General features: G+C 59.6%; 9 protein-coding genes, 2 pseudogenes and 1 other annotated feature. Of the genes and pseudogenes, 3 read left to right on the plus strand and 8 right to left on the minus strand.

The window, feature by feature from the left end:
• Window positions 1-19: 19 nt before the first annotated feature.
• Entirely contained in the window at window positions 20-1,045 is a 1,026-nt protein-coding gene (locus tag ACH5N8_RS05700; protein WP_460028328.1) for an HD domain-containing phosphohydrolase, read from the plus strand.
• Window positions 1,046-1,213: 168 nt separating this feature from the next.
• Here the strand turns inward: ACH5N8_RS05700 and ACH5N8_RS05705 are convergent, their stop codons facing one another.
• On the minus strand, window positions 1,214-1,435 hold the full coding sequence (locus tag ACH5N8_RS05705) for an integrase core domain-containing protein (protein WP_483282839.1): 222 nt from the start codon (window positions 1,433-1,435) through the stop codon (window positions 1,214-1,216).
• Between the two features lie 351 nt (window positions 1,436-1,786).
• Window positions 1,787-2,440: pseudogene (locus ACH5N8_RS05710) on the minus strand (IS5 family transposase); the annotation flags it as partial.
• A gap of 52 nt (window positions 2,441-2,492) precedes the next feature.
• Here ACH5N8_RS05710 and ACH5N8_RS05715 point away from each other — a divergent pair.
• A protein-coding gene (locus ACH5N8_RS05715) for an IS3 family transposase (RefSeq protein WP_483282840.1) occupies window positions 2,493-3,724 on the plus strand; the annotation gives its coding sequence in 2 pieces (ribosomal slippage) (window positions 2,493-2,784 and window positions 2,784-3,724; 1,233 coding nt in all).
• Window positions 2,771-2,887 (plus strand) — a sequence feature (AL1L pseudoknot). It overlaps the preceding gene by 117 nt.
• A gap of 121 nt (window positions 3,725-3,845) precedes the next feature.
• On the opposite strand, the gene ACH5N8_RS05720 is transcribed toward ACH5N8_RS05715, so the two are convergent.
• On the minus strand, window positions 3,846-5,744 hold the full coding sequence (locus ACH5N8_RS05720) for a hypothetical protein (protein ID WP_483282841.1): 1,899 nt from the start codon (window positions 5,742-5,744) through the stop codon (window positions 3,846-3,848).
• Between the two features lie 331 nt (window positions 5,745-6,075).
• Window positions 6,076-6,615, minus strand: coding sequence for a hypothetical protein (locus ACH5N8_RS05725; RefSeq protein WP_483282842.1), 540 nt, complete (start codon window positions 6,613-6,615; stop codon window positions 6,076-6,078).
• Window positions 6,616-6,795: 180 nt separating this feature from the next.
• Between ACH5N8_RS05725 and ACH5N8_RS05730 the strand changes: the two are divergent.
• A pseudogene (locus ACH5N8_RS05730) lies at window positions 6,796-7,793 on the plus strand (IS481 family transposase).
• Between the two features lie 365 nt (window positions 7,794-8,158).
• On the opposite strand, the gene ACH5N8_RS05735 reads toward ACH5N8_RS05730, so the two are convergent.
• The 4 genes from ACH5N8_RS05735 to nhaD all read right to left on the minus strand — a co-directional run bounded on the left by ACH5N8_RS05735 (window position 8,159) and on the right by nhaD (window position 12,692).
• Entirely contained in the window at window positions 8,159-8,329 is a 171-nt protein-coding gene (locus tag ACH5N8_RS05735; protein WP_483282843.1) for a hypothetical protein, read from the minus strand.
• A gap of 256 nt (window positions 8,330-8,585) precedes the next feature.
• On the minus strand, window positions 8,586-9,593 hold the full coding sequence (locus tag ACH5N8_RS05740; protein ID WP_483282844.1) for a COX15/CtaA family protein: 1,008 nt from the start codon (window positions 9,591-9,593) through the stop codon (window positions 8,586-8,588).
• A gap of 123 nt (window positions 9,594-9,716) precedes the next feature.
• Complete coding sequence (locus tag ACH5N8_RS05745) at window positions 9,717-11,174, minus strand: TrkH family potassium uptake protein (RefSeq protein ID WP_483282845.1); 1,458 nt, start codon at window positions 11,172-11,174, stop codon at window positions 9,717-9,719.
• Window positions 11,175-11,237: 63 nt separating this feature from the next.
• Window positions 11,238-12,692: a sodium:proton antiporter NhaD gene (gene nhaD, locus ACH5N8_RS05750; protein ID WP_483282846.1), complete on the minus strand. Its 1,455-nt coding sequence runs from the start codon at window positions 12,690-12,692 to the stop codon at window positions 11,238-11,240.
• Window positions 12,693-12,780 lie beyond the last annotated feature (88 nt).

A 12,780-nucleotide genomic window follows, 5' to 3' on the forward strand; every position in this document is an offset into this window, starting at 1 on the left:
CCAGAGGACCATTTCGGCAATGAACAGCAAAGGACGCATCCTGGCCGTCGACGATACCCCGGCCTCCCTGAAACTCCTGAACGATCTGCTCAAGGCGGAAGGCTACGAGGTGCGCTCCGCCATCAGCGGCGAACTTGCCCTGCGCGCCGCGGCGATCGATCCACCCGAGCTGATCCTGCTCGACATCCGCATGCCGGACATGAACGGCTTCGAGGTCTGCCAGCGTCTCAAGGCGATGCCGGAGACCCGCGACGTGCCGGTCATCTTCGTCAGCGCCGTCACGGAAACCGATGAAAAGGTGCAGGGGTTCGAGTTCGGTGCCGTCGATTTTGTGACCAAGCCCTATCAGCGCAACGAGCTGCTGGCGCGGGTGCGCACCCATCTGGAGCTGAATCGCCTGCGCAACCATCTGGAAGAGCTGGTGCAGCAGCGTACCGAGGCCCTGCTGGCCAGCGAACAGCGCTTGCGCACCAGCCGGCTGGATTCCATCGCGGCGCTGGCGGCGATGGTCGAGCTGCGCGATCCCTACACCGCCGGCCACCAGCGGCGCGTCGCCGAGCTTGCCGTGGCGCTCGCCCGGCAGCTGCAACTGCCGGAGGCACAGGTCGAAGGCATCCAGCTGGCCAGCGTGGTCCATGACGTCGGCAAGATCCGGATTCCGGCCGAAATCCTCAGCAAGCCGGGGCGGCTCACCGAACTGGAGTTCGCCCTCATCAAGCAGCATGCCCAGGCCGGCTACGAGATCCTCAAGACCATCGATTTCCCCTGGCCGATTGCCCGCATTGTCCAGCAGCATCACGAGCGCCTGGACGGCAGCGGCTACCCCGACGGTCTCCGGGGCGATGCGATCCTGCTGGAATCCCGCATCGTCGCCGTTGCCGACGTGGTCGAAGCCATGCATTCCCATCGACCCTACCGGCCCGGCCTCGGCATCGAGGTCGCGCTGGACGAAATCGCCAAGCATCGTGGCCAGCTCTATGATCCCGACGTGGCCGATGCCTGCCTGGCGCTCTTCCATGAGCATGGCTATACGCTGGCGCGCTAGCATCCTGAGAGGGAGGAGCAATAGTGACTGCCAGGCTGCCAAGCCTATCAGGCTGACTTTTCGCATCGAGCCTTGCCTGAAAGAGACGCTGCGCACAGCAGCCGCCCACGAGCACCGCTCCATCGCCAACATGGTGGAGGTGTAATGACCCAGCGAAATCTGCACAGGTTAAGCTGCTAATTTGAAAACCTCGGATGGGGTTTTCATTCCCAATGCCTGATGAGGGCGTTGATGGTTGTAGAAATGAATCCAGTCGCCCACCGCTCGTGATGCGTGCTGTAAGGTTTCGAACCGGTGACGATGGATGCACTGCTCTTTTAAAGTCCGAATGACCCGTTCCACCAACCCGTTTTGCTGTGGGGTGTAAGGCGTGATGAATTCCTGCCTCAAACCATGGCTTTTGACGAGCGCGCTGTAGCTCCGACTCGAGAAAACGAGCCCATTGTCTGATCGAAGCAGGAAGGGCTCATGCGCGGCGCCTAGGGAACCTCTGAATAAATCTGCATTTCGGCGAGTGAAGGCCGAGTTGGGTCGTTTTTTTCAGTCACCGTGTCGAAAAGCTCGCGTTTTGACTCATGGCTCGCCGGTAATTGTTGCTTTGTTGGGCACCTCGAAAAACCTCTTTTTCTGAAAAATCACGTCCTGTAAATCAGTAGGTTATAGAGATAAATCTGACGAAATCCGGGGTTTTTCGAGGTGCCCTGTTGGGGGTTTCCCCACGCTGCGGACGGATGACTCCCGTCATGCTAGCAACTCCCTGCGCTTGAGATAGAGGTTCGCCAGGCCCACCAGCATGAAAACCTGGGCGGCATTCTTGGCCAATCCTTTGTAGCGGACTTTGGTATAGCCAAACTGGCACTTGATGACCCGGAACAGGTGTTCCACCCGGCTGCGGATGGCGGAGTGCTTGCGGTTCCTCTGCTTCTGGCTGGACCCTAAGCGGGACTTTGGACGCGCTTTCAGCGCAACACCCCAGTAGACACCCGCTCTCCGGGCAGCACGCTTGCAGGAATTGTTGGCATACGCCGCATCGCCCAATACCGCTCGGTCGTCCTCCCGCAGGAGGTTGGGCAGTTCGGTGATATCCGCCACATTGGCGGGTGTGACGGATACGGTATGGGCAAGACCGCTATCCACATCCGCGCCGACGTGGATTTTCATGCCGAAGTACCATTGCTTCCCTTTCCTGGTCTGATGCATTTCGGGATCGCGGGCCTTATCCTGGTTCTTGGTCGAGGGCGGGGCATGAAGGATCGTGGCATCGACCATCGTGCCGCCCTTCAGCAACAGACCTTGCTCTTCCAGAACGTCGTTGATCGTGTTCATGAGCTTGGCCGTCAGTGCGTGCCGCTCCAGCAGGCGCCGGAAGTTCAAGATCGTGGTTTCGTCCGGCAGTGTGAACGGCCCCGGGTTTTGAGGAGGCTCCAACACTTGAGAAGATGGAGCCATGAACAAGTCAACAAAGTTCTCACCCGAGGTGCGCGAGCGCGCTGTGCGCATGGTGCAAGAGCACCGGGGCGACTACCCGTCGCTGTGGGCAGCCGTGGAATCGATTGCGCCCAAGATTGGCTGCGTGCCGCAGACGCTGCTGGACTGGGTCAAGCGCGAGGAAGTCGATGCCGGCCAGCGTGATGGCCTGAGCAGCAGCGAGCGCGAACGCCTCAAGCAACTGGAGCGTGAGAACAAGGAGCTGCGCCGCGCCAACGACATCCTCAAGGCCGCCAGCGCGTTTTTCGCCCAGGCGGAGCTCGACCGCCGCTTGAAGAGCTGAAGCGCTTCATCGACCAGCACCGCAACATGTTCGGGGTCGAGTCCATCTGCCAGGTGTTGCAGATGGCCCCGTCGTGTTATTGGCGCCACGCGGCCCGCCGGCGCCGGCCTGAACTGCGCAGCGCCCGCGCCCAGCGTGACCAGGCCCTTGCGGCTGACATCCAGCGCGTGTGGCACGCCAACTGGCAGGTCTACGGTGCCGACAAGGTCTGGCTGCAGATGAACCGCGAAGGCATCCGGGTGGCGCGTTGCACGGTCGAGCGGCTGATGAGGCGCCTGGGGCTGCAGGGCGCGCGTCGAGGCAAGAGCGTTCGCACGACCACGCCAGATGCAGCAGCGCCGTGCCCGCTGGACCGGGTCAATCGGGTGTTCAAGGCCGAGCGTCCCAATCAACTGTGGGTGTCGGACTTCACCTACGTCAGCACGTGGCAGGGCTGGCTGTACGTGGCCTTCGTCGTCGACGTGTTTGCCCGGCGCATCGTGGGCTGGCGCGTCAGCCGCACCATGCAGACGGACTTCGTGCTTGATGCGCTGGAGCAGGCCCTGTACGAGCGTCAGCCCGCTGCCAATGCCCTGGTGCACCATTCGGACAGGGGGTCGCAATACCTGTCCATTCGGTACACGGAACGCCTGTCCGAAGCCGGCATCCGACCCTCGGTCGGGAGCAAGGGCGACTCCTACGACAACGCGCTGGCCGAGACCATCAACGGGCTGTACAAAGCCGAATGGATTCACCGCCGGGGCCCCTGGAAAACCAGGGAATCCGTGGAACTGGCCACCCTGCAATGGGTGCATTGGTTCAACCACATCCGACTGCTCAAGCCGATTGGGGGCATCCCTCCGGCAGAAGCTGAGGCAAACTACTGGCGGCAACTCGCCAGTGAGGCCGCCACATCGGCCTCAACTTAAACCAACTGGCCTCCTCGATACCCGGGGCCGTTCAGCTCTGGCATCTACGCGTCAACACTAGGAAAGCGCGATGATGGGCAGCGGATGGGCAAAGCGGCCACACATACCTTGAATGATGCGATCAGTTACTCTGCCCGAGCTGGTACAGGGCATATTCAAGTTCTGACGCAATTTCCTTGTACTCTGGATTGGCCGCGGCCAATGTCAACAGGGAGAGCAATGAGTCACTCGGTTGATCGGCACTTGCGAATGTCCCTATGGCCGAGGCGATGCCAGATGCCAGGCTCAAATTTTTGCCACCCAATGCTGCCTGCAGGCGTCGTTCAAGCTCGGCCAAGGTGTTTTGATCATCCTCTGTGCCTTTCTGGGTGTCGTTGAAGTCCTGTAATGCCCGGGCACTCCAGTATTCGATTTCCGAATCCATGGATGTTTTCGCTGCCTGCGACAGAACGCGACTCTGTCCTGCGGGGTGGGTCGAATTGAGTGCTTCGCGAGACTGCAAGCGGATACCAGTCGCCGCGTTGCCCTGCGAACTGGAAAGGGATACGGTTGAAACTGTACCGGCCGAAATTTCCTCTGCAGCTGCGATCTGATACAGCCTTGCTGCCGCCAACCCGGAGACGCGGACATCATTCAACAGGGTCTTGAGCAGCGGAAGGCTCTCTGTGGCGCACTGAGCAATGTATGTGGGTGAGGTGGAAATGGTATTGACCAGAAAGCTGATCTGCCCACCGGTCAGGCCTGCCGGGTCAACTTTTGCGTAAATTTTATTGATCTTTTTGCAGGTCGACGCTGCGGTGTCGTTGAGTATCGACAGGGTTCCGGCGGCGAACAACCGCCTTTCGAGCTTGCTGGCCGTCAGGTTGCTTCGGATCTGCCCTTTGAATCGGGACCAGTCGACACCCCTGTTATGGGCGCTGGACGCTGACATGTAGAGGATTTCCCAGCCTTTTTCACGCTGATTAGCGGCCTTGAACAGGGCGCTGATACCGGCACGGGTGTCGAGGACCGCTGGTAAACCGTCATAAAGCGTATCCGGTTCATCGAGGGCGAGGGCAGCTGCCTGTTTGCGATTGAGTCCATGAAATGGAGAGGACGGATCAGCAGGGGTGGGGCAATTCTCGGCAGAGGCTTTGACGAGATCGTCAGTCAGGTAGGCGGTAGTCTTGAAGATATTGTCGAGATTGGCGGTATACCATTCAATGGCCCATGCATCCTCCGAACGTACCGGTGTCTGATATTTGCTGGCGACGGCTTCAAAATTGTCGATATAGCATTGTTCGGTTATTGCATACTTCGGCAGTATGATTTCTGGGAAGTTTAGGTTGACCAAGGAGAACCAATAGTCGGATCTTTGATTGATCTCGTCGTTGTAGCTGCACAGCGTGCATGTGTAGGCGGGCGGCACAAATCTGGCCCATCCCAGATATTTGTCGATGGAAATGGTGGATGGGTTGACCTGAATGCCATTATTTATATACCACTGCTTGATAATGGAATAGGTCATCCAGACAGCTTCGCGAAATTTATTTATATCCAGATGCACCCGATCCGGATTATGGCCCGCTACCGCATGGCCAAAATATGCTTCATACCCCTCATGTGCGAAGCTATCCAGGTAGGTATGCAGTGCCATGCCCAGTGCATAGGGGTCATTGGCTTCCAGCCCCTTGTTTACGTTGTGTTTGGCAAACTCTGAGTTGCGACGGGTGACACCATAGGAATTGACGAGCCATCCCTCGTCCATCTTGGCTGGAAAGTGCCAGTTCCTTCTCTGTTGTGCCTTGGTTGGATTCAGTGAAGGCAGCGTGTTGGGGTTATCGTCCACATACTGGTTTGACATGGCCGCCAGGAGCTTCTTTTCCACCATGGGCGAACCGGTTCTATCCAAATCGGCCAGAATCATGGCTATCACATAATAGTGAACATCCCTGTCATAAGCCAAAGTTCGAGAGGGCTCAATGGCAATGCAGGTTGCTGAAACCAGTATTTTCCAGATGTTTGATTTTCTGATCTTCATGAGATTGGCCTAGTCTATTGTACACCATGGTAACGAACTGACTTCGGTTCGATGGCTGTTGACGCCACAAGTGATATTTTGCATTGCGGCTTGCAAGAGCTCCTGGTATCTGGCGGGAAATTAACCAGATGCGTGTTGTGTTTCTGTGGGTGAGAGTCAATTACTGCCCCTTTAGAGAGAGCAGTCAAGTCTGCCGATAGCGCTTCGAGGGGTAAGGTCGGAAGTGTTGAGGTCGGCTTGTATCGAATCGGTAGGCCATGTAGTCATTGTGGTTCAAAAAAGGTGAAAAATTTTTTTCGTCGCTATGGGTGGAGTTTTCCACAAGATTCATCTACACACTATCTTCATTCCAGATATGATGCTCACGATCTTCAGGATGAAGTTTTTGTCGATTTTCAGGGTCAATATGCCAATAGGACTGGTCAATGGCGGATTCTTCGTAGAAGGGTTTCCGTTCATGGAAGAATGGACACCAGAAATTCTCTACCGTTTTGACGAGATAGGTGGACCATTCATAGAGGCCCACGCTGAGTGGACAGTAGAGGTTGCAGTTGAACGCCCAGAAAACTTTCAAGCTGGCCCAGGGAGCCGTAGGGTCAAAGCGAAAAGTGATCTGTTCCCGCATGCTGCTGTACCTGAATGTATTCCCTTTAGGGAGAAAGTCGCGATAGCCTTTGAGGTTCTTTGCCCCCAATATGGCGAGGTGCGCGTACAGAATCAACGCACCCAGAAGCACGAACGGCAGGGATAGGAAAAGAGGCAGATAGATAAGGGCGGCACCTAAATATCGTCGCCATGCCGGCAGTTCGTAGAAGCTTTTGCCAATTGCGATGCGGTCATTCCGACATTGCTCACAGGTCTTGGTTTGCATGTGCTTGCCTCTTAAAGTGTATTGTTGCGGCCTGGCTTGAAGGGGATCGGCTATCCCTTGGCATATCGGGTATTTGTCAGGTTCCGGATGATTCAATATCAGTAAAGAGTTATCCTCTGTTTATGGCCCGAACCGGCTTAGCAGCATTCATCCAGGAACAACGTGACGCAGGCCCAATCGATGCAACTTAACCTCCATGCCAATGCCACTACCACGCCTAAGGTCCGCGCGGCTATCCAGGCATCCCCATTGTCTGACCGCAAACTGGCGGCTGAGCTGGGCGTGTCAGTCAGCACCGTCCGCCGTTGGCGTCAGCGAACTTCCGTGGCGGATCTCTCGCACACGCCGCATCGGTTGCCGACGACCCTGAGTCCGGCCCAAGAACGACTGGTAGTCGAACTACGCCAACTGTTGGAGTTGCCCTTGGATGATCTACTGGTGGTCACCCGCGAATTCATCCATCCCGAGGTGTCGCGCTCGGGCCTGGCCCGCTGCCTCAGTCGCCATGGCCTCCCGGACTTGCGGACCTTGAAGACCCAGCGCACCGCGGCCCAAGCCATTCCCGCGAAGTCCTTCAAGGCCTATGAACCGGGCTATGTCCATGTCGACGTGAAATATCTGCCGAAGCTCGGCGAGGCGCCCCGCCAGTATCTGTTGGTCGCCATCGATCGGGCGTCCCGCTGGGTCTATGTCGCGGTCAAGCCCAACAAACGTGCGCATACCGCCAAGGCCTTCTTCAAGGCTGTGATCCGTGCCGCCCCTTTCAAGATTCAGAAACTCCTCACCGATAACGGCAAGGAATTCACGGACCGCTTCACGGCGCAGGGCGAACGCACGCCGATCGGTGACCATCCGGTCGACCAAGTTTGTGCCCAGGAACAGATCGAACATCGCCTTATCCCGCCCCGTCGCCCGCAAACCAACGGCATGGTCGAACGATTCAATGGCCGCATCAGCGACATCCTGATGACTCATCACTTCGACTCAGGTGACGATTTAACCCAGACCCTGCAGAGGTATGTCTACCTCTACAATTACCACATCCCGCAAAAAACTTGAATCACAAAACCCCTATAGATACCCTGAAGGCTTGGCAAACAACCCACCCTCACTTATTTAAAAAACACGTTATTAATCATCCGGGACCCGATAGGTATGATCAGCACGACAGCCGATAGGTCGCCTCTTCACCGAAGTGACCTTATGGGTGGGATGCCTATATGATGTCTTTGCACCCCCCGAGGCATCAACGCTGATCATCATGCGCCAATCCTGCTGGATCATCTTTGGTTGACACGTCGCCTCGCTCCGGCGTTTCGCACAATCACGGCGTTTCTGTCAGCAGCAATGAGTTCGAGGTGCCCGTCAGGAGCCGGCTGAACGATATATGTGGACACCCACCGGACACTGCTCTTGAGTGGATGTGATTTTCAAATTCGAGTGGATGCATGCCGATGATTGATCTTGGTGCATCGTGGCATTCCATCTCGAGGGTAGGAAAACCCAGCGCCACTTTTGACGCTGGGTCCGAGGCGATGCCTGTTCAGAGCACCAGGAACAGAAGCACGAGTCCGCCGACGACGTAATACAGCCGGGGGAGGCGATTCTGCCAGCCACCAATTGCCCAGGTGTCGACCACTTTGAGCCAGTTCAGCATGCATGCGGTGTGTTGGCAGCCATCGCCTCTACACCCGGTTTTTTCCTCTTCGGCCATGGGTCTCCTCCAGATCATTGTTGTTATGGTGGCCGCCTAGACGGCGCTGCCATGGTACTCCGCCGTCAACGCCTGACAAGCGTTTGTTGCTAACAAAATCTGTCAGGCGCCAGGAATGGGCGATGTCGGGGAATCCGAAAGACCTCCCGGCGGAGCCACGCCCAAAAAACCGGCGAATCGGGCTGCTCTCGGCCTGGCTCACGGCGTTTCATGGGGAACGAGGCGGTAATTCGAGGTTCCCACCAGCACGGCGGCTTCAGAGCCTGGTCGCGGAGCCGGGGATGGTCAGCGCCGCCGGCGGGGCGCTCCGGGCGTAGCCTGTCGCGTTGAACAGGAAGAACTGGCAGCCGAAGATCAGGTTGGCCAGCAGCAGGTGAAAGGGCTGCACATAGGCCGGGAAGCCCAGCCGGTCCAGCGTCACCCCGGTCAGGATGGCCACCACGACCAGCCCTGCCAGCAGCAGGCCCACCCGGCGCAGGAGATGGCCGGGTGCCAGCGCCTGCCACAGCTTCCACGCCAGCCACAGGTTGGTGAACAGGATCACGGAAGAGAACGAGCGGTGCACGTAGAAGATGATCGGGAAATGCTCGCGCCAGATATTGCGCTCGGCGATCACCTGCGCGTTGGTGATGCCATCCACCGCCTCGCGAATCTGCGTGCCCATCGCCACCTGCAGCAGCGTCAGGCCCAGCGCCACGCCCAGCACCGTCCGCCAGCGCGGTGGCAGGCCACGGGTGTCGAGTCCGGTCAGCCAGTCCCGCCGGGCACGGCAGAGGGTATGGAGCAGCAGCGACACGATGATGAAGGCGACCACCATGTGCACGGTGATCAGGACCGGTTTCAGTTCGCTGGCCACCACCCGTGAGCCCAGCCAGCCCTGGAAGCCGACCAGCAGGAAAGCGCCCAGCGCCTGGTGGAAGACGGGCGGATCGGTCCTGCGGAACGGCCAGGCGCGGAGGAAGGTGGTCAGGATCAGCAGGCCGATGGTGACGCCCAGCAGCCGGTTCACGTATTCGGTCCAGGTCTTGACCGGGTTGAAGGTGGTGTCGCCGTAGCCGATGTATTTCTCGTGATAGTCCGGCGGCAGCTGCGATTCCTGCGTGGGCGGGATCAGCCGTCCGAAACAGGTCGGCCAGTCCGGACAGCCCATGCCCGAACCCGAGGCCCGCACCACGCCGCCGACGAAGATCAGCAGGTAGACCGCAAGCACGGTGATGAGTCCGATGCGCCAGAATTTGTCGATGGGGTCGGTGGAAGGGGTCATGCGGAAAGCGCTCCCGGGTTGTGTCGTTGAGCCGGTGGGGTGATGGGCCGCCGGTACCGGTTGCCCGCCAGCGGGATCGGACCGGAAATCCCGAACATCATTCGTGACCGTGATCCGTCCGGCCTATTTGCGCCAGAACGCCGGCGTGAACAGGATCAGTGCCGTGAAGACCTCGATGCGGCCGAGAAACATCGCCAGGGTGCAGATCCAGGTCTGGAAGTCGGTCAGGCCGGCATAGTTGCTGGCAGGGCCGACTTCGCCGAGGCCGGGGCCGGCGTTGTTGATGCTCGCGATCACGGCCGTCAGGGACGAGATGAAGTCCAGATCGCTGATGACCAGCAGCAGGGTCAGGATGACGATGGTCATGAAGTAGGCAAAGATGAAGCCCAGCACCGACAACACGATGCGCGAGCTCACCACGGTATGGCCCAGTTTCAGGGGGTTGATCGCCGAGGGGTGCGTCAGCTGGAACATCTGGTTCTGAGTTTGCTTGATCAGGATCAGGGTGCGCATCATTTTGATGCCGCCCCCGGTGGAGCCGGTGCAGGCCGCGACACAGCTAACGAACAGCATCCACAGCGGGGCGAAGATCGGCCAGTCGTTGAAGTCGGTGCTGGCGAAGCCGCAGTCCGTTCCGATCGACACCAGATTGAAGCTGGCATGGCGCAGGGCGGTGAAATAGTCCTCGTAAACCCCCTCCTGCCACAGGTAGAGCCCCAGCCCGGCGCAACTGCCCAGCATCAGGACCAGAAAGGGCATGGCTTCGAGATCGTGCCGGTAGGGGGTCAGGCTCCGTTGCTGCAGGGCGATGAAATGGGTGGCGAAATTCATGCCCGCCAGCAGCATGAAGACGATCAGCACGAATTCGATTTCCGGTGAGTTGAAGAAGCCGACGCTGGCGTCATGGGTCGAGAAGCCGCCCAGTCCCATGGTGGCGAAGGCGTGGCAGACGGCGTCCAGCCAGTCCATGCCGGCCCAGCGCAGGGCCAGGATGCAGGCGACGGTGATGAGGGCGTAGGTCACCCAGAGATTCTTGGCCGTCTCGGTGATGCGCGGCGTCAGCTTGCTGTCCTTGATGGGGCCCGGCGTTTCGGCGACATAGAGCTGGCGGCCACCGATGCCGAGGATCGGCAGAATGGCCACGGCCAGCACGATGATGCCCATGCCGCCGAGCCAGTTGAGCTCGTGGCGCCACAGGTTGATGGCCGGGGGCAGATAGTCCAGGTTGCTGAGCACCGTCGAGCCGGTGGTCGTCAGGCCCGACATGGTCTCGAAATAGGCGTCGGTGAAGGACAGGTCCTGCAGGTAGGAGGTCAGCGGAAAGGTGGCGAAGGCCGCCATGCCCAGCCAGGCCAGTACCACCAGGATGAAGCCGTCGCGGGCCTTGATGTCCTGCTGGAAATGGCGCGTCAGGCCGAACAGCGCGGCACCGATGCCAAGCGTCAGGCCCATGTCCATGACGAACAGCAGTTCGGTGCCGTCGTCGTAGATCAGCGCGGTGGCGATGGGCAGCAGGTAGGTGATGCTGAAGACCACCAGCATCATCCCGAAGATGCGGGCGAGGGAAAGCAGGCGGGTCACGGCGTCGGGTCCAGGGTCCGGGCGCCGCTGGCCGGCCACGGCATGGTGGCGCCGCCCGGGTGTTCAGAAGAAACGGGCATTGATGGCGAAATGGGTCAGGATGCTGGCGGCATAGCCCAGCGCGATGGCCGGCAGCCACTTGAGATGCGTCATGAAGGAATAGATGCCCTTGGTCTGCCCCAGCAGGCCGACGCCGGCCGCCGAGCCGATCGCCAGCATGCTGCCGCCGACGCCGGCGGTCAGCGTCACCAGCAGCCACTGGCCCTCGGAAATCTTCGGCGCCATGGTCAGCACGGCATACATGATGGTGCCATTGTCGATGAAGGCCGACACCACGCCGACCAGCACATTGGCCAGCGTCGGATCGAGGTCGGTGTAGAGGAAGTTCGAGGCCAAGGTCAGGTAGCCGATGAAACTCAGGCCGCCGACGCTGACCATGACGCCGTAGAAAAACAGCAGGGTGTCCCACTCCAGTCGCGAGACATTGTGGAACACGTCGAAATACGCATGCTGGTCGGTCAGCTCGCTCCTGACCGCCTCGGCGACTTCATGGTCCTCGTCCGCCGGCAGCGGGTCGACCAGGGTTCCCTGGTCCTTCGCCCGTGAGCTGTAGAGGTAGTAGAAATAGAAGCTCAGGTAACTGAGGCCCGCCAGCATGCCGGCCGCCGGCGGCAGGTCGAGGAAGTTCTCGAAGCAGACCGCCGTGATGATGGTCAGGAAGAACAGCGCGATGATGCCCAGCGCCCCGCGCCGCATCGGCATCAGCTGGGTGGCGGCGGCCGGCTGCCCGCGGGGAACCCAGAAGTTCATCAGCATGGCCGGGACGACGAAGTTGACGACCGCCGGCAGGAACAGCGAGAAGAAGTGCGCGAACGGCACGACACCCTTCTGCCAGACCAGCAGCGTGGTGATGTCGCCGAACGGACTGAAGGAGCCGCCGGCGTTGGTCGCCACCACGATGTTGACGCAGGCGACGCCGATGAAGCGGCGATTGTCCCGGGCCATGGCCAGCACCACGGCGCCCATCAGCAGGGCCGTGGTCAGGTTGTTGAGCACCGAGGACATGAAGAACGACAGGGTGCCGGTGATCCAGAACAGCTTGCGGTAGCCGAAACCCTTGCTCAGCAGCCAGACCCTGAGGTTGTCGAACACGCCACGCTGCTCCATAGCATTCAGGTAGGTCATCGACACCAGGATGAACAGGAACAGCTCGGCGTAGCCCTCCAGGCTGCTGCGGAAGGCATGTCCGGAGACCTCGCCCATGCCGCCCCGCACGTAGACCGCGCCGATCAGCACCCAGATCAGGCTGGCGGCGAACACCATCGGCTTGGATTTCCGCAGCATGGTCGATTCTTCGAGCATGGCCAGGATGTAGGCCAGGAAGAAGATGGCGAGGGCGCCGTAGCCGACCCAGTGGTGGGTGAGATCCAGCGGCGGACCATCCGGGGCCGCGGCAAGAACGGTCGCCGGCAGCCCGAAACCCAGGAGCGCGGCGATGAACGACAGGAAGACTGGCATGGGGCTTGGTGTCCTTGGCAGCATTGAATTCCAGTATTCAGGTGGATGTCGAGCGGCCGGCCGGCGCATGCCGGCCTCCCCGGCAGGC

This window comes from Methyloparacoccus sp. NF-16, assembly GCF_056880625.1.